16 protein-coding genes are annotated in these 26,166 nt (G+C 40.9%); 11 read left to right on the top strand and 5 right to left on the bottom strand.

The window, feature by feature from the left end; translation table 11 throughout:
- Positions 1–40 precede the first annotated feature (40 nt).
- Entirely contained in the window at positions 41–271 is a 231-nt protein-coding gene (locus AACH28_RS08455) for a hypothetical protein (protein ID WP_070567291.1), read from the top strand.
- Positions 272–717: 446 nt separating this feature from the next.
- Here AACH28_RS08455 and AACH28_RS08450 read toward each other — a convergent pair whose 3' ends face one another.
- Positions 718–990, bottom strand: a complete 273-nt coding sequence (locus AACH28_RS08450; RefSeq protein ID WP_070567287.1) for a helix-turn-helix transcriptional regulator — start codon at positions 988–990, stop codon at positions 718–720.
- Between the two features lie 1,151 nt (positions 991–2,141).
- On the opposite strand from AACH28_RS08450, the gene AACH28_RS08445 reads away from it, so the two are divergent.
- Together AACH28_RS08445 and AACH28_RS08440 are read left to right on the top strand one after the other, a co-directional pair.
- Positions 2,142–3,122, top strand: coding sequence for a hypothetical protein (locus AACH28_RS08445; RefSeq protein WP_112374241.1), 981 nt, complete (start codon positions 2,142–2,144; stop codon positions 3,120–3,122).
- Entirely contained in the window at positions 3,119–4,918 is a 1,800-nt protein-coding gene (locus AACH28_RS08440; protein WP_341832719.1) for a carboxypeptidase-like regulatory domain-containing protein, read from the top strand. The genes AACH28_RS08445 and AACH28_RS08440 overlap by 4 nt, the downstream gene beginning before the upstream one ends.
- A 255-nt stretch (positions 4,919–5,173) precedes the next feature.
- Here AACH28_RS08440 and AACH28_RS08435 read toward each other — a convergent pair whose 3' ends face one another.
- On the bottom strand, positions 5,174–6,190 hold the full coding sequence (locus AACH28_RS08435; protein WP_341832718.1) for a helix-turn-helix domain-containing protein: 1,017 nt from the start codon (positions 6,188–6,190) through the stop codon (positions 5,174–5,176).
- A 1,260-nt stretch (positions 6,191–7,450) separates the two neighbouring features.
- Here AACH28_RS08435 and AACH28_RS08430 point away from each other — a divergent pair.
- The 6 genes from AACH28_RS08430 to AACH28_RS08405 all read left to right on the top strand — a co-directional run bounded on the left by AACH28_RS08430 (position 7,451) and on the right by AACH28_RS08405 (position 18,374).
- Positions 7,451–8,776, top strand: coding sequence for an IPT/TIG domain-containing protein (locus tag AACH28_RS08430; RefSeq protein WP_070567272.1), 1,326 nt, complete (start codon positions 7,451–7,453; stop codon positions 8,774–8,776).
- A 19-nt stretch (positions 8,777–8,795) separates the two neighbouring features.
- Entirely contained in the window at positions 8,796–11,927 is a 3,132-nt protein-coding gene (locus AACH28_RS08425) for a TonB-dependent receptor (RefSeq protein ID WP_070567270.1), read from the top strand.
- A gap of 41 nt (positions 11,928–11,968) precedes the next feature.
- Positions 11,969–13,999 carry a RagB/SusD family nutrient uptake outer membrane protein gene (locus tag AACH28_RS08420; RefSeq protein ID WP_341832717.1) on the top strand — a complete coding sequence of 677 codons (2,031 nt, stop codon included), beginning with the start codon at positions 11,969–11,971 and terminating at the stop codon, positions 13,997–13,999.
- Between the two features lie 78 nt (positions 14,000–14,077).
- Positions 14,078–14,971: a DUF1735 domain-containing protein gene (locus AACH28_RS08415; RefSeq protein ID WP_070567266.1), complete on the top strand. Its 894-nt coding sequence runs from the start codon at positions 14,078–14,080 to the stop codon at positions 14,969–14,971.
- Between the two features lie 85 nt (positions 14,972–15,056).
- Positions 15,057–16,259 (top strand): BACON domain-containing protein, encoded by a 1,203-nt coding sequence (locus tag AACH28_RS08410; RefSeq protein WP_254667725.1) that lies wholly within the window; start codon positions 15,057–15,059, stop codon positions 16,257–16,259.
- 99 nt (positions 16,260–16,358) lie between these two features.
- Positions 16,359–18,374, top strand: a complete 2,016-nt coding sequence (locus AACH28_RS08405; protein ID WP_341832716.1) for a calcineurin-like phosphoesterase family protein — start codon at positions 16,359–16,361, stop codon at positions 18,372–18,374.
- A 113-nt stretch (positions 18,375–18,487) separates the two neighbouring features.
- Here the strand turns inward: AACH28_RS08405 and AACH28_RS08400 are convergent, their stop codons facing one another.
- Complete coding sequence (locus tag AACH28_RS08400; RefSeq protein ID WP_341832715.1) at positions 18,488–19,183, bottom strand: hypothetical protein; 696 nt, start codon at positions 19,181–19,183, stop codon at positions 18,488–18,490.
- A gap of 374 nt (positions 19,184–19,557) precedes the next feature.
- On the opposite strand from AACH28_RS08400, the gene AACH28_RS08395 reads away from it, so the two are divergent.
- Complete coding sequence (locus AACH28_RS08395) at positions 19,558–21,402, top strand: DNA polymerase III subunit gamma/tau (RefSeq protein ID WP_070567258.1); 1,845 nt, start codon at positions 19,558–19,560, stop codon at positions 21,400–21,402.
- Between the two features lie 76 nt (positions 21,403–21,478).
- The gene (rlmB, locus tag AACH28_RS08390) at positions 21,479–22,267 is read left to right on the top strand and encodes a 23S rRNA (guanosine(2251)-2'-O)-methyltransferase RlmB (RefSeq protein ID WP_046672182.1); all 789 of its coding nucleotides are present in this window, start codon (positions 21,479–21,481) and stop codon (positions 22,265–22,267) included.
- A 60-nt stretch (positions 22,268–22,327) separates the two neighbouring features.
- Here rlmB and AACH28_RS08385 read toward each other — a convergent pair whose 3' ends face one another.
- Together AACH28_RS08385 and AACH28_RS08380 are read right to left on the bottom strand one after the other, a co-directional pair.
- A complete protein-coding gene (locus tag AACH28_RS08385; RefSeq protein WP_341832714.1) occupies positions 22,328–24,094 on the bottom strand; it encodes a long-chain fatty acid--CoA ligase in 1,767 nt (588 codons plus the stop codon).
- A 177-nt stretch (positions 24,095–24,271) separates the two neighbouring features.
- A complete protein-coding gene (locus AACH28_RS08380; RefSeq protein WP_075991675.1) occupies positions 24,272–26,149 on the bottom strand; it encodes a DEAD/DEAH box helicase in 1,878 nt (625 codons plus the stop codon).
- Positions 26,150–26,166 lie beyond the last annotated feature (17 nt).

Here is a 26,166-nt window from a genome sequence, read left to right as displayed (position 1 = left end):
TGCTATAGGAGAACTGGCAAATTTAACGCTGGAAGAGAAGATGTCATACATATCAAGCTTAGAACAGAAACGTGTCTATAATGCTACAATTGCGTATGCTGAAAAGGAGGGTATGGAGAAAGGCCGATTGGAAGAGCGTGCCAAAGCCGAAGCTGAGAAATTAGCTGAAAAGCTTAAATCAGCGTTAGAATTTAAGAAAATTGTTGTAGCTGTAGAAGATATTGCTAAAGCTTTAAGACTGACTGTCGAACAGGTGGAGGAGCTGAAATAGGATTTTTTGCTTATAAAATATTATAGAGCCATTCTTTAGAGGATGGCTTTTTCGTTTGATACAGATGGTCTGAATAATCTTGGATTGTATCATGTTGATTTCATTTAGTTTTTCAAAAACGCATTGCATCTTCAATAACATTAAAAAGAGCATTATTAAACATTTCGGTCATCGATGATAAAAGATGGTGTTTTCAGCCGGCCTACGTGGACATTATAGCCAATATAGCTTTCACGAATAAAAAAGGGCCGCGCTGGTAACATGATTTTCCTAATCGATCAGCTTGAGCGTCTTTAAATTTTCCAACTGCCGCATTTACTTTATTCGTAAATTTCTGGACTTTATCAAGATCAACGTCTTGCAGATCAACGCCGTGTGCTGGATAAGAATCCAGCGACACTTACTACGATTGAAGATTCATGATTTTATAAATTTTCACCTTGCTTTTAAGAATCTAATTTTATTGAGTCATAATCTTCATTAAAAAACTCTGGAAAGGAATAACCAATGGCATTTAGATGTTTAATGAAAACCTTTAGTGTCATGTTGGACGATCCCGCTTCGATTTTTCCGTATTGAGCTCTGTCAAGATTGTAATCATAAGCAAAGTTCTCATGACTAGAATAGCCCATGGTTTTTCTTATTTGCTTGAAACGCAGGCCAATTAGTTTTTGTTCAACATCAAGAACTAGTATATTATTATTGTTTTTATGTTCCATTCTATAAAAGAACGGAAGCTGTAGGTAAAACACCACTCCATAAAACGATACGTTTTATTTGGAGTTATTTAAATGATTTTATATATTTGTGGTGGTTAAATATAATTATCTGAATTTAATGGTAAAAAATAAAAAGTAGGAATTAAACTAAACTTAATAGCGAACTCTCGTAGCAGGATCTGGCGATTATTGTGATATGGAGGGTGAGTAATGCGTCAATTTATCCTATCTTTGGAAAATATTCCTAGGGTAGGATGGCGCTTGCTTGATCTTTGGCATCACCCATTATTTTTTAATAATGGTACTGAAAGTTATTTCCTAGGGTAATGAGTAAAGGTTCCGCCAGAGCCTCTGCTGCTACGACAAGCAAGTAGTCATCCATTTTTGACTATTTCTTTGAGTTCGTTTTAATTTGACGAATTATGAGAAATAAAATCAAAAAAATAAAGCACCAATTAACATTACAAAAATGTGATTTTATCGGTGCTTTTGTTTTTCGGAAGCAATTACAAAAAAACATCATCACAGCTCCCGAATAGCTCGGCTGGCTCTGCCAAATACTATTTGGTCTCTTTTAGTCATTGATCGCGTAACGCCAATATATTTACCTGTGTGACCCCTCATTCAAACGCGATCTGGCTTACTGAATTAATTAAATTATTGTCAAACTGACCTGAGTATGATCAGGCCTCAAAAAAGCTGATTTCGATTGGAAAGGGGATCTTATGTACTTTGGGTTACGGATTTACAAACTGAAAAATGAAAAGGATTTTGGTGCTACAATTTGCTTTTGATTGGATGATTTACGATGTCCACAAGGTCGATTATGGCTCTATAAAGGAGATCGAAATATTCTGAGATCGGTATGCCTTAAATGCGATATCTGCTAATATCCTAGTGCTGTTGAGTGCTTATGTTGATGATGGAGTAGAAAGGCGTCAGCTTTTGAAAGATGAAGAAATGCAGGAGTTTGCAATTGCAGTGTATCGTCTGTTGATCGTATACTGTATCGTCAATCATCGTAAACTAGATATTACTAAAGCTGAGCTGTAATCGGAAGCAGACGAGCTTATAGAAAAAGAACTGGAATTGAGCAAAAAAATCGCTGATTTTTTCAGTCGGTTATCGAAATAACCAATAACAAACAAATTATGAATACGTTAAAATTATTGACGCTAGTCAAGATAAATATAAATACCTACATCTGCCAAGCACTGGCCAGATACTCGAGCAGATCCTATTGTAAGGGTACTGGCCGAGTGCTGAAAAAAGTACGCCTACTGGCTTTGGACTTTTTCCCAGTTAATACCGGCCTTTCTTCTGCCTTTTATGCTATTCGCTTCGAATTGGCATCGGGTTTTCATCGGTGTGACCCACTGAAATTCCGCAGCCGACTCGATGAAAACCCGCGGAAAGGGCGAAGTTGGTCAGGAGTTGGTAGGGGATTGCTTCTGCTTACAGCTATAGTTTTTCAATATTTATATTTTTCTTTTAAGGCATTGAAGAACATAAGAGCGTTTATCTTATTAGCTCTTATGTTTTATATGTTTGGTTTATCTGCTCAGACGCTCCGCCAAGACAGCGGGGCGGATGGGCTAAATAGCATCAAGCCATTACAGATCGGAGATACCATTCCAGACGCATTGTGGGGGCTCCACCTACTGACTGTAAACCACCCAGACGGAAAACAAAGGATTACATTGAATGATTTTGGAAAGCAGGAACTCATTGTACTGGACTTTTGGGCAACCTGGTGCGGAAGCTGCCTGAATTCACTGCGAAAGCTAAAAGAAATAGAACTGCCAGCATCCGTTTCCGTGATACCTGTTACTGCGCAAACTACCGACGAAATCGAACATTCAAAGACCATTTTATATTGGTTCAAGGACTACAAGCCCTTCTCTGTAGCCGAAGATTTCGTTCTGACCTATTATTTCGGAGTACAGTCTGTACCGCATATTGTATGGATCAAGGGCAATAAGATCAGGGCAATCACATCTGCCAAATATCTTGACGTTGAAAACATAATAAAGGCACAAGCCGATGACTGGTCAACAATAAGCTCCAAAGCAGCCGGAAATATCCAAAGCCGAAAACAGGTCAATACTCAAAAGAAAGGGGGGCTGCTTTGAAAATATGGACAACACTCCTGCTGCTGATATTGTGGAGCTCATTATCTGCGCAGACCAATATCACAATTTCAGGAAAGATAGTGGATAAATCCAACGGAAGACCTATCCGGGGCGCAACCATTATGCTTAAAGGGAACAATGTGTCGACATCATCAGACCTTACAGGTAATTTTACCCTTGTGCCGACTGCCCGTGGCCAAGACACGATCCTGATCAGGGATGTGCAATATGTACCGGTATCCCGACCGATTTTATTGGGAAACGCGCAATATATTTCTGTTGAATTGCTCCCAAGGTCAAACACGCTGGAGGAAGTGAAGATCAACACCGGATATCAGCGTATTGACAGAAGGGCTTCTACCGGCTCCGTAGCAACGATCAGCGAGCGAGAAATACAGTATAATACATCGGGAAACCTACTTGACAGGATAGATGGTCTTATTTCAGGTGCCTATACGGATAGGACCGGCTATAATTTTAATGGAGCGGCGCAACAGCCCAACCTCACCATTAGGGGACAGTCCAGCCTTATAGGCCAGACCTTTCCCCTGATCGTTGTGGATAACTTCCCTTTTGAGGGCACGCTTGAAAATATCAATCCCCAGGATATAGAAACAGTTACCGTGCTAAAGGACGCTGCCGCCGCCTCAATCTGGGGTGTACGGGCCGGAAATGGTGTACTGGTCATCACAACAAAAAAAGGCAAACTGAACCAGCCTCTTTTCGTAGATGTTTCCTCCAGCTTGATGGTTTCGAGAAAACCGGACCTGTTCTCGCGCCAGACCGCCTCGTCCAGTGATTTTATTGACATGGAGAGGTTTCTTTTTGAAAAAGGTTTTTATGGTACACAGATCAATGACAGCAAAAAGCCGGTGATCACGCCAGTCGTAAAGCTTCTCATTCAGCAACAGAAACAGGAAATCAGCGAAAAGGAGCTCGAGGAACGATTAGGAGTACTGCGGGGAATTGACGTAAGAAATGATTTTCTGAACTTTGTTTACAGAAATGCTATTGAAAGCAGCTCTTCCATAGGCCTGCGTGGAGGCGGGGATAAGGTAAGCTATTCTTTTTCGCTCGGTTACAATAAAAATACCTATAGTATGCCAACAAACGGCCAGGATAGGATCACGGCCAGATTTAGCCAGACCTACAGGCCGGTATCAAAACTGACCCTTTCGACAGACCTTTCTTTTAGCAGGATCACGGGCACCATGTATAACACTTCCAATATGGTAGGCTACGGCCACATCAAGGTCAACAACAAAGAACTCTATCCATATGCACAATTGAAAAACAGCGACGGGGTTAATGACATACTCTACACGGACTATGACAGAACGTTTATCGACCAAAATCAGGGGCTGGTATCCAGGAATTGGAATTTTGTCCCCCTGGATGAGCTCGAAAGAACCGGTAGCAGGTCAGAAAATCAGCAGATTGTCGCGGGGCTTGATCTGGGTTACGACTTAGCTAAAGGCCTACGGTTCACCCTTCAGTCGCAGCTGAACCGTGCCCTAACAGAATCCTCGTCATTACTGGAAGAAAACAGTTATTATACCCGGAACCTGTACAACCGCTTTACAGCCATAAACGGAGGCAAGACGACCTATGGGATACCTGATGGTGGCATACAGGACAGAAGCAATGCCAAACTATGGGGCTATTCCCTCCGGACCCAGCTGGACATCGACAGGCAGCTGGGCAGGGGGCACCGCCTTCAGGGGATAGCCGGGGCCGAGGTAAGGGAAATCAATAACTTTTCATCTTCGTTCATTTTACCTATCCATAACCTGTAGCGCAGCGGCACATCCTGGGTGCGGCCTGCCCTCTGTGTTGTTTTGCACTTTATCGCTGTACCCGCGTCCCTATTTTATTTTGCTCCAGCTATCTCCTCCCAACCTTTCGCAGACGTACCGAAGATAGCTGGACTCCCAGTCGGGAAAGACGGGGATCGCATGGCACTTGTACGCCTGCCATCTCTTTTGCTTTTCGTTCTTTAAGCGTATTTCAAAGGTAAGGCAGCCTCGGTGAATTCATTTATCCATTTTTGATCATATGATGTATTCATTTTTGTCATTGTCGGGATTACGATGGAGTTCAATATAATCGGAGGGATACAGGCCTACCCGTTTTTCAAAATATTTGGAGAAACCACTTGGGTATTTAAATCCGCAAAAATTGGCTACTTCGCCAATACTATAAGTCGAAAGCAATCTTTCTTTTGCCAGCGGAAGGAGTATTTCGTCCCTATACTGTAAAAGAGTCTGTCTGTAATGGCGTTTATGGCAGCGCGTCAGGTGGGCATCAGAAACGCTTAGGATAGTGGCAATCAGGCTTATATTCACTTCCTGAAAACCTTGGTTGACGATATCATGGATCATTGTTCTAGCTTTTCTGGCCAGTATTTCACTTTCGCTCAGTTTCTCATAGAATGCAAATTGTTTTGATTCGGCGATATCAAATAACTGGTAAATCTGCTCGACAACCTTTGCTTCGTTTTGTTTGCTATAGTTGAAAAAGAGTGTTTCAATGCGGTTGAGCTGGTAATCAGTCAGCTCTTTGATCGGCCATAAGGCGGTCTGGTAAAGACTGGATTTATCCCTTTTTCTGGCATTTTTTAATTCGGATAGAAAGTGGCCGTGATGGTAGATGATGTCCCGCACCAGGCCGATATCAATCAATAGCCCGTAGACCAGGTAATTCCCGGGCTTTAGCAGTATATCGAATTTACTGCGCGGAATGTAGGTAAAAGTACTATGTCTATGGGGAAGTACTATTTCGTTTTTGGTACCATGTTTTTGAACGATAATATCGTCCGTCGCGTTCTTGGTATAAATCAGGTGAAAGTCTGGCCTGTTTGTTTTAAGTTGCACGATACAATCAGTGGGCACATGGGCCTGTAGCCGATATAATATGGTCTGCCGGTAATCTATGTATTCCTCTACAAGCTGGATAGAAGGATCCTCATATAGATTACGCTTGGCACCAGGTAATTGGGTGAGAAATGGGTGTTTTTCGTCCTCGAAATAAGCTACTTTTGGTAATATAAATTTGAAGGTCTTCTTCATAATTGATCGTGGTTTATTTTTCAACTTTTACGGTATGGAAAAGTATTTATAATTTATTTACTAAATACTACCGTCCAGCACATGTTTATTTAATATATTTTTGCTATTTTATAGCTCGGTTTGACTGTTATTTATTGACTACGCCTAAATCCCAGCTAATGGATGAGTGAATTCAAACATAGAATTTGTGATTGTTTTATATTGTAGAATTAATTCCTAAATCAACTGCATTACTTCTCAATTGATCGACACTACTTCCTGTCACTGCTGAATTGATCCCAAATATATCGAGTATATAAGGTTAAAAGTTGTCCAAATCTGGAGAAAGAGTTGTACATTTTCCGTACTAGCCCACTAGTTTTCAAAATACATAATACTGGATTTTAGTGGGAATGCTCGCACCTCTTGCGAAATAAGGACACTTTTGGAGAAATTAGGACAAGACTAGGACATGCTCGCACTGAACAATGGCTGTATGGCGCTAGATTTTTTTTCATTTTCCTGAATTTTTAACTGTTACCAGTTCAAGGATATGGAAGGTTTTTTGGCCAAAAAGCGGCCATATGGTGGCCGAAAATTGGCTAATCATTATGCTCTTTTTCTCTCCCCTTTATTCACCATTTTTTCGTGTCTGGTTCGTGCCATCTTCGGAATGCGCCTACATATTTCCTACAGATTCTCTACATATTGCCTACATAATCAGTAGGGAAGGAGTAGGGAAACAGTGGAGAAGAAGCGGGCGGCCTCCGAATAAGGGGCGAGGCAGGTACGAAGGATTTATGAAAAAGGATGAACTAGTTGCGATATCATCATTTAACTGCCAATTTTTTTGTTTTTTTTAATGTCCCGCAAAAATCCCCAAAATATGGGAAGTGAAAGAAAACACCACGGTTTGTCTTAGTATCTGCGTAAACTGTGAATTGAGATGTTACAAGAATGTTGTTTCGTTTTGTTTTGGTGATGTTTCTTTTTGTTTTTTTTTCTTAAATATGAAACTAACTACTTATTTTTAAATTAAAACAATGTTAACAATATGGTAATCATTGTTATGGTAGTTTTTGTGGTCTTGTTTGTTAGTTTTGCAGCGTTTTAATCTAAATCTTATACCTGTTTTAACTTGTGTTGTTTATTTCTTATTCTTTCAATTTTTAAAAAATACATTTGTTTTGTTTGTTTTGAAATATTTGTTTTGTTTGTTTTTCTGAATTGTATTCGATCTCAAGTCAGAACCAGTTATAGATTTGTTTAACCAAAATTATTATGAAAAAATATAATCAATTAACATTCTCTTTGTTATCGTTGCTGTTTTTTTCTTATTGTAAAGAAGATGTTGCAACAAGGCAAGGTGAGCATGATCCCAATAAACCGGTCGTGCTCTCTTCTTTCTATCCTGCAGAAGGCGGAGCTAAGGATAAAATCTTATTAGATGGTCAAAACTTTGGATCCGATCCAAATAAGATCAAAGTGTATTTTAATAATGCACGGGCTGCAGTAGTCTCCTCAAGTGGAGAACGTATTTATGCTATTGTGCCACGTCTTCCTGGTGATGATCCCAAAATTTCGGTTGTCATCGGTAAAGATTCATTGATTTATGATAAATCATTTACTTATCATATCCAGGCGCAGGTCAGTACAGTTACTGGTACAGGGGATAAGGACTTTTTAGCAGGTACACTCGATCAGGCACATGTCTATGGCAAATACCTAGATATGGACGCGCAAGGCAACCTATTTATGACCTGGCGTGATGGTGGATCATTTGGGATAGCGCGTATCAACGAAAAGGAAAATATCGTTACCCCTTTATATTCAGCTGCATCCTCACCAAACCCTTATGCCAACGGGGTGACAGTGGATCGGGAAACAGGTATTATGACAGTTTCGCACGAGTCGGTTGCGGAAGTGTTTTTTTCCTTTGATCCAAGAGAAGCTTGGACACTTCGCCAGCGGAATGCACAGTTCTCAGCAGCTGATTACGGCAAAATTGTTCAGGCGGATAGATATGCCAACTTTGTGACTTTTTGCCCCTACGATGGCCATTTATATACACGCTTCCGTGATGGTCATATCGCTAAAATAGATCCGGTGACATATGCTGCGACGATCGTGCACAAAGGGCCTTATGGTTCACAATATGGACAGGCTATTAATCCAGCAAAACCTTGGGAGTTGTATATTACGTTACACTCAAACGCTAGCCCGAACACGTTTGCACAAGGAATTTCTGTATTAGACCTACGTCCTGAACATATCAACGAAGGCTTCAAACGTATCAATGCACCGGGTGGGTCGGGATTTCGCGACGGCCCCGTTAAAGATGCAATTTTCAATTATCCAAAGGATATCAAATTTGACAAGACCGGAAATATGTTTATTGCCGATTATGGTAATCACTGTATCCGTATGCTATCGGCTGATGGAATTGTTTCTACTGTTGCCGGACAACCGACTAAAGCTGGTTATAAAGACGGTGGGCCTGTAGAGTCGCAGTTCAACCAACCTTGGGGAGTTGCGGTGAATGATCAGGGCGATATCTATATCGCCGATTGGAGCAATGCGCGCATCCGTAAATTAGTTATCGAATAATTAACCTACTTATTATATTATGAAGATTTTTTATTTTTTGTGCATGCTGCCGCTGTGCCTCTGGCTATCACCTGCGCTTGCACAACAAACAGAAGAACAGTTAACGATTGCCGGAACTGTCGTTGATAGCAAGGGGCAACCTATATCTAAAGTATCAATCTATGTCAAGGATAAACCGAAAGGAGCAACTTCTACAGATGATAAGGGAAAGTTTACTATTAAAGCTGTGTATGGAGACTGGTTGGTATTTACCAGTGTGGGCTATGACGTTGCCGAGCATTTGGTGGTAGAATCCACCAGTAATCTTGAATTAAAGATGCTGGACAAGAGCACCAATATCGACGAGGTTGTGGTTGTCGGTCTGGGAGCCAAACAGCGAAAAATTAGTTCTGTAGGTGCCATTACAACAGTAGATGTAAAACAGTTACAAAGTCCCGCACCTTCTATCGCGAATATGTTAGGGGGCCGCGCCGCTGGTATTATTTCGATGCAGACCTCGGGTGAGCCTGGAGCAAATATTGCAGATTTTTGGGTGCGTGGTATTGGTACATTTGGTGCCAATGCGAAAGCCTTAGTGCTTATTGATGGACTTGAAGGTGATTTAAATACGATCGATCCCGCTGATGTGGAGAGTTTCTCCATTCTGAAAGATGCTTCGGCAACAGCGGTATATGGTGTGCGGGGTGCAAATGGCGTTGTATTGGTAACCACTAAACGCGGTACCGTAGACCGTATCCAGATTACAGGGCGAGCAAACTCTACGTTATCACGACTTAATCGCCTACCGAAATACCTACGTGCTTATGATTATGCCCTATTGGCTAATGAAGCTTCCGTAGTGCGGGGGAGCGAGCCCTTGTTTAATGATACAGAATTAGGTATTATACAACAACATCTAGATCCAGATATGTATCCAGATGTCAGTTGGCAGGATGAGATTCTAAACCGAAGCTTTTGGCGTCAGAGCTATTATGCCTCTGGGCGCGGCGGTTCTGAGGTAGCACGATACTTCCTGAGTTTGGGCGGTAATAGCGAAACAGCAGCGTACAAAGTCGATAAGAATAGTATTTACAGTTCTAATGTTGGCTACAATACTTACAATTACCGTGTTAATCTTGATATTAACTTAACCAAAACAACGAAGGTATTTTTGGGTTCAGATGGCTTTCTATCTGTTAAAAAAGAACCTGGTTATGGTAATACGGATGATATCTGGAAAACACAATCGACACTTACGCCCATTTCCATCCCGCTTCAGTACTCTAATGGCTTATTACCCGGGGTTGGATCAGGGCAGCGTTCATCACCTTATGTGATGATCAACCGTACAGGTAACTATAATAATCAAAACTATAAAGGTAAGGTAACACTGGCATTGGATCAGGACTTGAGCAGTGTGCTTGAAGGGCTGAAAATCCGTGGTCAAGGTGCTTATGATATCCAGAGCTATTTTTCTGAACGTAGGTGGATGCAGCCTGCATTGTATGAAGCAACAGGCCGTAATTTGGATGGGTCATTGATCATGGTTCAAAAGGTACAGGAAAGGCCCGCGTCCTATTCAAAATTCGTAAGCCAATATCGAAAGTATCATTTTGAGTCTACACTTAATTATGATAAAAAATTTGGAGAAGATCATCGTACTTCAGCTTTAGTTTATTATTACCTGAGCGATGCCAAAAATACGGATGATGCAACCAATAATTTGACGGCGATACCTGTTCGTTATCAAGGTGTTTCCAGTAGATTTACCTATGGTTATAAGGATACTTACCTATTGGATGCCAATTTCGGTTATACCGGTTCCGAGAATTTTCAACCTGGTCGCCAGTATGGTTTTTTTCCTTCGGTAGCGATAGGATGGGTACCTACAAGTTACCAATTTATGAAGAATGTAGCTCCTTGGTTAGATTACTTCAAAATCAGGGCGTCTTATGGTACTGTAGGTAACGATAGAATTGTAGATGACGTACGTTTCCCCTACCTCACTAAGGCGGATATAGATCGGAATAAGGTCTGGGGAATTGATGGGATAGAAACGATTACCGAAACCCGTATCGGTGCAGACAATCTAGCGTGGGAAAGAGCTATTAAATCCAATTTGGGTATTGAAGGAAAGCTCTTTAATAATAAAATTGATTTTGTTATAGACTTTTTCCAAGATCAACGGAACGGTATTTTTCAACCGCGGGTGCAAGTGCCGGATTATGTGGGCGTAATTTCTAATCCGTATGCCAATGTGGGGCGTATGAAGAGCTCGGGTGCTGATGGTAATATTAGCTACACCACCAAGTTGAATAGTGATATGACCCTTACTTTGCGGGGTAACTTCACTTATTCAAAAAATGTTGTGCAAAACTGGGAACAGGCTTACCTAGAGTATTCTTACCTAGAGTATAATGGTTATCCTCATAATTCCATTCGTGGTTATCAAGCATTAGGCTTATTTAAAGACGAAGATGACATTAAATACAGTCCGACACAAAGCTTTGGAACGGTATTACCCGGTGATATTAAATACAAGGATGTGAATGGTGATGGTATCATTAATACCCTTGATAAAGTACCATTGACCCATAGTAACTATCCATTAATCATGTATGGATTCGGGGGAGAGTTCCGTTACAAAAATCTATCATTAGGTGTCCTTTTCAAAGGAACAGGTAAGACTTCCTTCTTCTATGTTGGGCAGCCGATGAAATATAAAGATGTTACTGAAAATACGGGTATGGGCTATATGCCCTTCTTCGGCGGTACAGATGGTAACGTCATTACCATGGCTAATGATCCTGCCAATCGTTGGATCCCGAGAGATTATGCGCTACAGCATGGTATTGATTTATCCTTAGCCGAAAATCCAAATGCCAAATTCCCGCGTTTGCAATATGGTAATAACAGGAACAACAGTCAGTTATCCTCCTTTTGGATGGATGATGCCCGCTATTTGCGATTGCAAGAACTTACGTTGAGCTATAATGTAAGCCCGAATTTCTTAAAGCGATTAGGTGTCAAATCCATGGATCTTCAGTTTGTTGGAAACAACCTATATATCTGGGATAACGTTAAGATTTTTGACCCCGAACAGGCGGCTTGGGGTGGACGTAAATACCCAATTCCGACGACTTATTCGTTACAGGCTTATATTAATTTTTAATACCATAGAAATAATCGAAAGACATGAAAACGTCAATAATCATGAATAGAATTGCCAAATCCAGCTTAGCGATACTAGTGTTGTTTATGGTGACATCTTGTAAGGACTATCTAAATATTGATCAGTACTTTGACGATGAATTTAATATTGATTCGGCATATGCAAATACACGTTACTTAGAAGCGTATATGTGGGGGGCGGCAGCAATGTTCCCTGACGAATCCAATACGATCAGATCCAACTATACACCAGGGCCAATGGCGACAGATGAAGCTATAAATGGCCTTACAGGTACTGGGACAACCAATATTTACTACGGGATGGATTTTGTCACCGGAAATATTACGCCTGATTTTTATGGTGGACTTAACCAATGGGGAAAATATTATAAAATTATCCGCAAGGCGAACAATGTATTGAAAAACATTGATGTGCCAAAGGACATGAGCTACGCAGATCGTAACCGTATCGAAGGATATACACGTTTTATTAGAGCTTACGCATACTATAACCTCATTATAGATTTTGGCCCACCAATCTTGTTGGGAGATGAAGTTGTGAATACCAATGAGGATATTGCATATTATGACCGGCCCCGGGCGACGTATGATGAGGCTATGGAATACATCTGTGGTGAATTTGAAAAGGCTGCTGTACAACTTCCTGTTGATGTTAGTCTATTGGATTTCGGCAAACCGACAAAAGGTGCCGCATTTGCATTGATCGCCCGTTTGCGCTTGATCCATGCCAGTCCATTGTTTAATGGCGGACCTGTTGCCGCATCCTATTTTGGTAGCTGGATTCGCAAGACCGATGGCACACATTATGTATCACAACAATACGATGAAAAACGTTGGGCAGTAGCCGCTGCCGCTGCTAAGCGTGTTATGGATATGGGCCGGTATAAATTATATACAGTGCCTGCGGACGAAAGAACGCCTACACTTCCAGCTGGCGTAACGTCCGATCCCAACTTCTATGGAAGCTTTCCGAATGGGGCGGCTGATATTGATGCATTTAGATCATATTCTGACGTCTTTACCGGTGAGGCTGTCGCTTCAATCAATCCCGAATACATTTGGGGGCGTAATACAGAATATTTTAGAACGGATTTGAATCAGGGGGCATTTCCGCCAACTTTAGGAGGATGGGGACGTTTCTCGGTGACACAAAAAGTTGTAGATGCTTATCTGATGGATGACGGACGTACCAAAGAAGAAGCACGTGGCGATACGTATTTTGAGGCGGTGGCTGATCTTCCTGCCGGTGGAACCTTTGGCGATTTATTTACGGCTCAACCGCGTAAATTTTCAGGTTACCCACTGAATGCGGGGATATTTAAGATGTATGCAAACCGTGAAATGCGTTTTTATGCATCGATAGGTTTCAACGGTGCTGTGTGGCAGGCTTTGTCGAGTACAACGTTGAATACACATACGGCTAAATATTTTTATCAGGAACCTGATGGTCGAGGTGGTGTCTCGGCATCGTCGCCTAACTATCCATTAACTGGTTATGTTATTAAGAAATGGGTAAATCCATTTGATGCAATCAGTGGCACGGGGGCCAGAATGATGCCCAAAGCATATCCTATTATACGTTATGCAGAAATATTGTTATCCTACGCTGAAGCACTAAATAACCTTACTGGAAGCCATACGGTACAGCTTGGTGATAAAACCTATACCGTGAGCCGGGATGAAAGTGAAATAAAAGGTTCTTTTAATGCTGTTCGATACCGTGCGGGTTTACCAGGATTGTCTGCTGCGCAGCTTGCCAACAAGGCAGAGGTACAGAAGCAAATAGAACGTGAGCGTATGGTGGAGTTTCTATGGGAAAACAGACGCTTTTACGACGTACGCCGATGGGGTAAATACGAAGAGACTGAACGCGAACCAATTCGTGGTATGAACCCCGATGGTGCGGACCGGGAATCTTTCTACAAGCGAATTTCACCAGGTACATCGTCATTCTTGACACGTCAGGTAGACAAAAAATTAATTTGGGTGCCTATACCTCGTGCCGAAATGCGCAGATTACCATCATTGGATCAGAATCCGGGCTATAATTAGGATTAAGCATTAAAAAAGGAAAATATAACCGTCTTCCATAACCGTTTTGGTTTGTGGAAGACATTAAAATATTAAATTATGAAACGAAGTTTTATCGCTATACTGACAGCTTCGATGGCTTTAGTTGCCTGTAAGGACAATGAAGTATTCGAAAAGGAAATGTATAAAAATGAGGTAGCATTAATAAGTTCTGATTATCACAATACGTTTAAAGAAGTGGTTCGCTTGACGGGAGAAGAGGTAATTGGCTATGTAGCGGCATCTTCAGGAGGTACCCATGCGCCTGATAAAGATCTTGTTATTGCACTGGAAGAGGATTCAGAACCTTTAGTAAAATACAATTTTGCTGTTTACGATAATTCGGAAGATCTGTATGCCAAATTACTTCCTAAAGAGAAGTATGACATCATGGACAAAAGGATTGTGATCAAAGCAGGCGAGCTAACAGGCCGTACCATGGTTAAATTGCGACCAGATGGATTATCTCCGGACTCTACCTATTTTATTGGGCTGAAAGCAACAGGTTCATCCGGTGTTGAAATCAATCCTAAGAAAAGCACCATATTGTATCAGGTCATCATAGAGAATGAATATGCATCACAGGCCAAAAATACCATGTATTCAATGGTGGGGTTTGCCAATGGTTTGTCTACAGCGGCGAATAAACAGCTATTTCCATTAACCAGCAATAGCGTGCGGATGGTCGCCGGAAATGAAACCTTTATATCTAAAGTACCTAATATTACGAAAAACTGTCTTACGTTGGAGATAGATGATTTTAATAACGTAAAGATAAAGCCCTACAAAGATATTCAGGTCGTACAATTGGACAATGACCCAATGTATCCGAATAAATTCAAAGTGGAAGAAGCATTTGGTATGCGCACAAACGTGTTTTTATTGTCATATCAATATACGATAGGCAATGTGACGACAATTATGAAGGAACGTGTTGAAATGCAGGTTAAATAAAATTATGGAATTCATGAATACGATTAATTATTATAAATTGGATACGTTTCCAAAATCAATAGTTGTCTTTTGTCTTAGTTTGATAATGATACTAACATCCTGTAAAGACGATCTTGCGGTAGATGGTGCTTTTGCACTAAAAGATAACCCATCAAAATTGACCGCTGCGGCTGATGGTTTATCTGAAACCTACACTGTTCAGGCGACAGGCAAATGGAAGGTTGAGCCCCTCCGAAAAGAAAACTGGCTTAAAATCGATCCAATGGAGGGGAATGGAAATGGAACATTTACCGTTACCGTCCACAAAAATACCGATCCCGAAGCGCGTGAACTGACTTTGTTTTTTACTTTAGATGGAAAGTTACAAAATAACGTGCTGAAGGTAGAACAGGCAGGAACCACAGATCAAGGACAGGTGAAAGATCCCTATTTAAAAATAGATGGCATATCCAACCGTTTGGAAGTTCTGGAAGAGGGAAGTAATGGACAATATATTCTCCGTTCTACAGGTAAGTGGAAAGTTGCGGTGGAGGACGAGTCTGACTGGGTTAAGGTTTCCCCTATGGAAGGTGAGGGCGATACCCCGATAACAATCACTGTAAATAAAAATACCGACATTGAGCGTACAGCAAATCTATTGTTATTTTTAGACGATGTGCAACAGGCATCTCCGCTAACGGTATATCAGAAAGGCCAAAAATTGCAAGTAGAGGGCGATGTCGTTCTTCAGGAGGACTTTAACTGGCTGACCTATGGAAGCGAGATCTTTAATGCGACTTCAGGCGAAACCAGGATTGCTTTATGGAGCACGGAAGAGTTGGCCAAAGGCTGGACCAGTACGATCAATACGACAGAAGGTGGCGGTAATTATGCATCGATTTATGCGCGACCAGGCTTTATTAAATTAGGGCGTACGAACTACGGCGGCGATCTAATTTCGCCGAAGCTGGCCAATGTACAGCGTACAAAAAATCTATTGGTTACCTTCAAAGCTGTACGATATGCCACTGGTGATCATTATCTACTCAACGTTGGTGTCAAAGGACCGGGAACGGTCAGCGTGAGCCAATTTAATGTGATGAACGTTGCAACTCCTAATTCGAATCTAGAATCGTGCAGGGCTGCATGGCAAGCTCCAGAGGCGACCTATTCTTTTGTTGTTACGGGAGCTACTGCGGAGACTCAAATTTGGTTATTGGGTGGCGCTTTTGATCAGCGTGCTGGTAATTGGCCAGCTACTGTTAACCGTATCTTTGTCGACGATATCGTTGTTACCGTCGCTAAATAATAAACCTGGCCCATGCATACTTTCTCTTCAGAAAAATTGCATGGGCTATTTTGTGCCCCCTGCTAAGTAATTGTTAATAGCCTTTAATCACCTATTTTTATGAAAAAAAAAGAACAATATAACCGACGGGTCTTTATCCGAGCTACATTGGTAACCGGACTTGGCCTAACATTAAACTTATACAGCTGCACCAAAGCCTCAGCTATTCCTGAAAATAAGCCTGGCGAACCCGAACCGGGGAATGAAGATAATACATTACGGATAACCGGTGTGCTATTGTCCTCTCGGATAGAATCTTCCAAGGGGGGCGAATATACAATACAAGGAACAGGATTCAAGATGGGGGATCAGCTATATTTTGAATCACTGAATAAACTCGGTGTAATGGGGAAATTTACTGTCGCAAGCAAATCTGCTTCTGCAGATAATATTGTTTTTGTTTTCCCTACGGAATTGCCATCGGATAGTTATCGGATATCCGTAAAACGCGGAGCCCAGTCATTTTTGTTGGGATCAACCATTGTCAATTTATTTTTTAATGCGAATATCCCCGACAAAACAGGAATGACTGTAAAGGGTGTTGTTTACGCCAATGGTGTAGGTGTTGCCAATGTTGTGGTATCAGACGGCTTTGAAGTGACAATGACGGATGCAGCTGGTATATATTATTTACCTTCTTCCAAAAAAGGAAAATATGTGTTTATTTCCATACCGGGAAACTATGAAGTTGATTCAAACGTCAATGCGCCTCAATTCTTTCAACGCCTTTCGCAGCCGGCAAACATTGTTGAGATTAAAGATTTTGAGCTTAAGGCTGCAAATAATGAAAAACATGTGGTCATGGTGTTGGGAGATATGCACTTGGCTAAACGTACGGATGACCTGAATCAGTTTCAGAAAGGATTCCTGCCCGATGTTAATCAGTCAATACAAAACTATAAAAATGCGGGCAATAAAGTGTATGCGCTGACATTGGGAGATATGACTTGGGATGGGTATTGGTATACCAATAATTATGCACTGCCGCAGTATATTGTTGAAATGAATAAGATCAACGCGATGGTATTTAATACCATGGGCAATCATGATAACGATCCAAAGTTTTATGAGGATTGGGGAGCTGAAGATAAGTTCCGTGATGTATTGGGGCCGACTTATTATTCATTCAATATAGGTAAGGTACATTACATTGTTTTAGATAATATTGAATATATTAATGCCGGTGATACAAGGAACTATAATACAAAAATTGTCGCTGATCAGATTGAATGGCTCAAAAAAGATCTAGCAACCATTACGGATAAGGATACGCCGATTGTGATCGCCATGCATGCACATTTACATACCAATCCAAGTCTCAATACGAACGGTACCGAAACCACAGGATATCGGATAAGCAATGCGCAGGATTTTGTGAACGCCTTGAATGGATTTAACACCGTACATGTGCTCACGGGACATACGCATATCAATTATAACGTAGAAACTGCTGCTACGCCGCATATCATGGAGCATAATACAGCTGCCATCTGTGCGACCTGGTGGTGGACCGGTAACGCGGGGTATGCAGGCAATCATATTTGTAAGGATGGGGCGCCAGGAGGCTATGGAATATGGGCGATAGACGGAAGAGATTTAAAGTGGGGGTATAAGAGTATCGGTGAGCATGCTGATTATCAATTTAGGGCTTATGATCTTAATCAGGTGCATCTTACCAAAGATAAATATGCCCCAAATTTTAAGCCTACAAGTGATCTTAAATGGGAGAGTTATGCGGCGGAATATGCGAATCCCAATAACAACAATGAGATACTGATCAATGTTTGGAATTACGATAAAAATTGGAAAGTCGAAGTGAGTGAAAATGGTCAACCGTTGACAGTCTCCCGTGTTCGTATGCGAGATCCATTGCATATTGTTTCCTATTCAGCACAGCGACTTAATCGAGATGCTACCCCCACCGAGGACTTTGTGAGCACTTTGACAGCGCACATGTTTAAAGTGAAGGCCTCTTCTCCCAACAGCACCTTGTTAATTAAAGTAACCGATCGTTTTGGTAAGGTTTATCAAGAAACTATGGTTAGACCCAAAGCTTTCGGATACCTGATGAAGTAGTATAGAACTAGATAAAAGCTCAGCTATCTGAAGACTGAGCTTTTATCTAAATCAAATCATTCCTAAAGAATGATTTGATTTATAGAATATAAGATTTGGTAGCACGGCGTATATTAATACGTAATCTTAGGTTTGCCATTTTCACACACCACACCTTTGGCTGGTTTGTCATTTTTGTCTGGACAGTTCAAGCTTTTGTCCAGCACTCTTTTTGCATGATCCAAATGATTATATTGTTCTGCCATATTGCCAAACTCAGCGAAGTTTTCTTTGTCAGCATACAATATGGAGATAAATTCACAGTCTTTACGAAAAGGGGCGATATGCCATTTACTTGGGTCGGTACAGGGAATGTCATTGAAAAATGTGGTCATTTTAGGTAACAGTTCATCCAGCCGCTGGTTAATTTCAGGTAGTTCCAGATCCATGGCACGGGCGACCTTGACCTTGTCGGCAATGCAGCGTATTCCAAAGTGGGGTGGAAGATAATTTTCAGCAGGACTCGTATTGTAAACAATAGGCCCTTTATATACTTTCTGCGCCCTTGCTTTGAGATCAGCGGCTTCGGTAATTAATTTATTATAGGCTTGCTCGATGCTCGGGTGCACGGGTACATAGGTGTAATAAAGTGTGTCAATACGGCATTCTTTCAGATCATTACAGGAAAGATTTTCAATTAATTTAACGGCTTGCTGGATTTTATCTGCTGATAGACTTGTGAGTTCCTCATAGCTGTCTTCTTTTTTACAGCCTACAAATAAAAATGTACTAAATAAAAAAGCGTAAAATAGGTAGGTTAAGTGCTTCATAAATTTGGTTTTTGTAAGATAACGAAAGCTATTAACTATCTGCTACAGTCAAAAGTATCCTAATGCAGGGATATATTGCTTTTTATTATCAATAATTAATAAAGTTGTTTTCGAATAGTCTTTAGTTCGGCGAAATTAACATTTAAAAATGACTTAGTCTAAAACACTTTAGTGTAGTATTATTGCTAACCATCTCTATACGACTTGTTTTGATACAATGTGCAGGTAGGCAAGGGTTGTCCATAATTACTTTGTACAGGGATGTCTTTTTTTATGCCAGAAAATGAGATAATACCGCGAAATTGTCGCACTCCACTACCGCTACAAATTAATGTTACGTAGAAAAATAATATTAAAATTCGTATCTTCGTGCAATGGATAATTTTATTGTTTCTGCACGTAAATACCGCCCGATTACCTTTGATTCGGTTGTAGGTCAGCAACACATTACTGGTACCTTAAAGAATGCGATACACAACAATCAGTTGGCGCAGGCATTTTTATTTTGTGGTCCCCGCGGTGTGGGGAAAACTACCTGTGCACGTATTTTAGCTAAAACAATAAATTGTGAAAATATCTTAGCAGGCACTGAACCTTGTGGTGCATGTGCTAGCTGTAAGTCTTTCCAAAATGGAAATTCTTTCAGTATTCATGAACTGGATGCCGCATCCAATAATTCCGTAGATGATATCCGCAACCTGATTGATCAAGTACGCATACCACCACAGGCTGGAAAATATAAAATCTATATCATAGATGAGGTGCATATGCTTTCTCAAGCGGCTTTCAATGCTTTTTTGAAGACATTGGAGGAACCTCCTTCCTATGCTATCTTTATCCTGGCGACTACTGAAAAACATAAGATTTTACCAACGATTCTTTCGCGCTGTCAGATTTTTGATTTTAACCGGATCAAAGTGGAAGATATGGCCAGTCATTTGGCCCGTATCGCTGACAGGGAAGGTATTGCTTATGATCAGGACGGATTACATATCATTGCCCAAAAGGCCGATGGTGGCCTTCGGGATGCCTTGTCGATGTTCGATCAGATCGTCAGTTTTTCCAATAAAAATGTCACCTATCAAGCTGTAATCGATAATTTGAATATCTTGGATTACGATTATTATTTTAAGCTAACGGATGCTATTTTAACTGAGGATGCAGCACAAACTTTATTGATTTTCAATGAGATTTTAAATCACGGGTTTGATGGCAGTCATTTCATAGCCGGTCTGTCTGCACATTTTAGAAATTTGCTGGTTGCTAAAGAGCCGGCTACGCTAAAATTATTGGAAGTCAGTGATAGTATTCGTCAAAAGTATCTGCAGCAGTCCCAAAAAGCTTCTCCAGGATTTTTGTTATCTGCATTGAATATTTCCAATCAATGTGAGATCAACTATAAGACAAGTAAAAATCAACGCCTGCAAGTTGAACTTTCACTCCTCAAGACATGTCATATCGCAAGTGCGATTAAATTGAGCCAGCTTGGATCCGTACAGATTCCTTCGGCAACCGAGGGCGTAAAAAAAAAACTTCCTGAGCCAGTAGTTGGACAAGCGCAACAAACCTCGGTAGTCCCTACTCCGCAAGCGACTTCTCCAGCGAATGCTCCTGTCGTTGAAAACCCTGTGACACCGCGTTCGCAAGCTAACCCCGTAAATTATCAGGCTTCCGAGACTAAGGAAGAGGTGAAAAAAGATCCTATTTCCAACGTGCCTCCTAAAGTAAAAAAAGGCGGGTGGGGAGCATCTACTGCAGCAATTATTCCGTCTTTGCCGGATTTGAATACCATATACGATAACAATGCGGTTGCCAAAGAAGGTGATGAGCCTGAATTAATACGTGGAAGCGAACAACGTGATGTTTCATTCGGTCAATTTATTGCTGTTTGGAATAGTTATGCTGAACAGCTGAAAGCGGAAAACAAGATTAACTTGTATACCATGATGACGGCTATGCAACCGCGGTTAAATGGGGTATTGATTGAAATTGATGTCGAAAATGGTGTTCAGATGGATGTATTGCAAAGTGCAAAGGTTGATGTGTTGAACTACCTACGTGTGAAACTCCAGAATTTTTCGTTGGATCTGCAGGGGGTGATGATGGAACATACGATTTCACGCAAGCCCTATACTTCCCAGGAGAAGTATCAAGCGATGGTCAACAAAAACCCGCTTTTAGATACTTTGCGGAAGGAGTTTAACTTGGGACTAAGCTAATTCAAGCACGCTAGTTGTTTTTTATTTTTGTACATTTGCAAACTCTTCCATGAAGAGGGAAATATTTAGTTTTATTATGCAAGGAAATTTTCAGAGACGTGATCGCGACCACGGGGAAAGACGTGAAGTGAATCAGATGGTATTTGGTATTCGTGCTGTCATCGAAGCAATTGATAGTGGTAAAGAGATCGAGTCATTATTTATACAACGCGGTTTGAGCGGCAGTTTGATTCTAGAATTGAAAGCCTTGTTAAAGGAACATAATATCGCTTCTCAACAGGTGCCAATTGAAAAATTAAACCGCATAACACGTAAAAATCATCAAGGTGTAATTGCGGTTATTTCTCCAATTACCTATCATGATATAGAAGAACTTCTCCCTCAGATTTATGAAAAAGGTGAAACTCCTTTACTTCTGATGTTGGATGGAGTGACAGATGTGCGCAATTTGGGTGCTATTGCACGTACAGCGGAATGTTCTGGAGTACATGCCATCATTGTCCCTAAAAAGGGCTCAGCTGAGGTCAACCCTGATGCGATTAAAACATCTGCTGGAGCACTTTATAAAATCCCTGTCTGTCGCCATGATAGCTTGTCCAAAGTTGGTAAATTTTTGATTGATTCAGGTGTGCAATTAGTTGCCAGTACAGAAAAAACAACCTCGAGCATTTATGATGTGGATTATACAGCTCCAACCTGTGTGATTATGGGTGCAGAGGACGTTGGTGTTTCCAATGACCTAATCCGTATTGCCGACCACCTGGCCAAGATACCAATGTACGGTGAAATAGGTTCGTTAAATGTATCTGTGTCGGCCGCAGTAGTGATCTATGAAGCGATTCGTCAACGGATTGTTAAAAAATAAAGAATATAATTTAGTTGATTACAAAAAAGCCTTTGTTTTTGACAAAGGCTTTTTTGTAGACTAGTTTTGATAAATATCTTCAATCTCTTGTTCGTATCTTTGCAAGATAACTTTTCTTTTCATTTTTAACGTCGGTGTCAATTCACCGGTTTCAACGGTCATTTCGTCGGGGACTATGATGAACTTCTTGATCTGTTCCCAGCTGCCAAAATTTTGATTAATACGGTTGAGTTCCGATCCCATTTTCTGTTTCAGTTCTAGGCTATTTAGAAAATCTAGTCTAGAAAGATTGGCAAGGGCGGGAAAAGCACTTCTTGACCATTCTAGAAGATTATTATAGTTGGGAACAATCAACGCCGCAGGAAATTTGCGGCCTTCTCCAAGTACCATAGCCTGTTCGATAAATGAAGATTCGACCAGTTTAGATTCGATCTGCTGCGGAACGATATATTTTCCTCCAGAAGTCTTGAACATCTCTTTCTTTCGGTCTATAATTTTAAGAAATTTACCGTCTACCCATTGGCCAATGTCCCCAGTATAAAGCCAGCCATCCTTGATCGCTTCTGCTGTTGCCTCTGGATTTTTATAATAGCCAATCATATTATTCTCGCCTTTAGTCAATATTTCTCCATCGTTAGCAAGCTTTATTTCGATATTAATTAACGGTAAGCCTACAGTACCAATTTTCATACCTCGTTTATAGCAGTTTACAGCGATACAGGGTCCCGCCTCAGTGAGGCCATAACCTTCATATATTGGAATCCCTGCTGCCATATACAGACGGATTAATCTTTCCTGTAAAGCAGCACTCCCGGAGGCAATCCCTTTGATGTCACCACCTAATGCTTCGCGCCATTTTGAAAAAACTAATTTACGGGCAATGTTCAGTTGAAAGTCATACCACCATGTACGTCCCTCCAGTTTGTATTGTTCGCCGACGCTCAAGGACCAGAAGAATAGCTTACGCTTGACTCCTGTTAATTGCTCTCCTGTAGCCATAATCTTCTCATAAACTTTCTCCAATACACGAGGTACTGCGGAAAAAATATGTGGTTTAACGGATTTAAAATCTTCACCTATCGTATCCATCGATTGAGCAAAGAAGATTGTCAAACCTTTGTACATATATACATATTGGAATACGCGTTCATAGGCATGACAAACTGGAAGAAAGGAGAGGGCACGATCACCCCGTTCGACAGGAAAGGAATATTCACTACTCAACGTATCTGCCAATAAATTTTTATGAGACAACATAACACCTTTGGGATTTCCTGTTGTGCCAGAGGTGTAAATGATGGACGCCAATGTATCGGTTTTTATACCATCACGTAGTTGGTTTAGCGTTTCATCTGTAATGATCTCGCCCTTGGAAACGAAGTCATGCCAATGGTTTAGACCATCCTCTTTGTCTAGACTGTAAATAGCATTTAGTTGCGGACAATTATCTTGTATCGTTAATATCTTTGTGTATAGTGTCTTTGAACTAACAATACACTTCCTGATTTCGGCATGATTGAAGATATACGTGTAATCTAAGGTTGAAATATTAGGGTAGATGGCGACTACTACAGCTCCAATTTGTTGAATGGCAAAATCAAGGATATTCCACTCGATGCGGTTCTCACTAATTAATGCTACTTTCTCTCCAGGCTGAACGCCTAATGCGATCAAACCTTTAGATGTCTCGTTGATCTGTTCAATAAATTGAGTATTGCTTACTTGTACCCATTCGTTATCTTTTCTGAAAGAAAACATTGGGAAATCCGGGGCAATACTATATTGCAGGTATGCTAAATCAAATAATCTTGTTGCTACTATTGGCATGTTAGAAGTCCAGTTCGTATAATACAGCTAATTTACGCTTTTTTATAGAGACTATTATATTGGCAGGAGATATTAGTGCCTGTACTGTTAGGAGGGGAAATAAAAGAAAAGACTCTGGCATCTCAAGCTGATCGCTTTTGTACCAGAGTCTTTAACTCTTATGCTAAGTACTAATGATTAGTATTTGCTTTTTGATTCTTTACGTTTTCCTGAGAAATCACGGAAGCCGCCGCCATTGCTGCTACGCTCGCCACGATCACGACGCTCACCACTGAATCCGCCTTCACGTCTTCCGCTGCGTTCGCCGCCACCATATCCACCTTCACGTCTTCCACCGCGATCACCACCACGGTATCCACCTTCACGTCTTCCGCCACGATCACCACCACGGCTTCTTCCGCCACGGTCGCTACGACCTTCACCTCTTGCTTCACCAGATACTTCGATACGTACTTGACGACCGTTGTAATCTACACCTTGGAATCCTTGGAATACTTTTTCTACTTCTGCATCTTGAACTTCGAAGAATGTGAATACGCCTTTCAAATCAATTTTACCGATTGATTTTCCTGAAATATTCGCATTGTTACAGATGAAGCCCAACATATCTCCACGAGAGAATTCATCTACTGAACCTAAATTCATAAATAAACGCGTGTAGCCTTTTGAACCTTCACGTGAACGACCATCACGTCTATCACCGCGGTCTTCACGACCACCGTCACGCGCTTCGATATTTAAATCAGGTGCATTTTTGTAATAATCCAAGAAACGGTTGAACTCAAGAGAAGCGAATCTTTTGATGATATCTTCTTTTGAAAGTGACTCCAAATTTTCCATAATTGCAGGCAAGAATGGGCTGATTTGTTCGTCGTTTACTTCAACATTTTCAATCTTTTTAACGATAGAAAATAATTGTTTTTCGCAAACTTCAGCACCTTGAGGTACTTGTTTTTTCTCAAAAGGCTTACCGATGATCTTTTCAAGATGACGGATTTTGCTTAGTTCTTTTACGTTTACCAAAGAAAGTGAAATACCAGTTTTACCTGCACGGGCTGTACGGCCTGAACGGTGTGTATAGTTTTCTGTTTCATCAGGTAAAGAGAAGTTGATAACGTGAGTTACATCACTTACATCAATACCACGAGCGGCTACGTCTGTTGCGATCAACAATTGTAAACTACGGTCACGGTAACGTTTCATAACTTTATCACGTTGTTGTTGGGACAAATCACCATGCAGTGAATCTGCATTGTAACCATCTTTGATCAACGCTTCAGCTATATCCTGTGTTTCGATTTTTGTACGACAAAATACGATACCAAATATATCAGGGTTTGAATCCACAATACGTTTGAACGCAGCATATTTATCTTTTGCTTTGATCAAATAATAGTGGTGTTCAATGTTGGCGTTACCGGTGTTTTTTGTACCTACAGTAAGCTCAACTGGATCGGTCATATAATTCTTTGCGATACGACGTACCTCAGAAGGCATTGTCGCCGAAAATAACCAAGTTTTTTTCTCGTCAGGAGTTTCTGACAAAATGTTGTTGATGTCTTCTTTGAAGCCCATATTGAGCATCTCATCCGCTTCATCCAATACAACATATTTTACATTTGAAAAATCAATCGCATTTCTGCCGATGATATCCAACATACGACCTGGGGTCGCTACTACAATTTGCACTCCACGTCTAATTTGACGTAGCTGGTCTGAGATATTTGCACCTCCATATACAGCAACAACATGTACGTTGTCAACGTATTTAGCAAATTTTTCTAAATCTTTTGAGATTTGTAAACATAATTCCCGAGTAGGGCAAAGGATTAATGCCTGTGGGTGTTTTTGAGAAAAGTCTAATTGCTCTAATAATGGAAGACCAAATGCCGCGGTCTTTCCTGTGCCAGTTTGGGCTAATCCGACAAAATCGTCGTTACCAGTCAATAAAACAGGAATGGCTTTTTCCTGAATTTCAGAAGGTTTTTCGAAACCTAATTCTGAGATGGCATTAACAACTTCCTCACGGATTCCCAGTTCTAAAAATGGGTTCATGAAATATTTTATACAAT

The sequence above is a fragment of the Sphingobacterium thalpophilum genome, assembly GCF_038396785.1.
GTDB classification, from domain to species: Bacteria; Bacteroidota; Bacteroidia; order Sphingobacteriales; family Sphingobacteriaceae; genus Sphingobacterium; species Sphingobacterium thalpophilum_A.
This window is presented reverse-complemented; position numbering and strand designations above follow the sequence as displayed.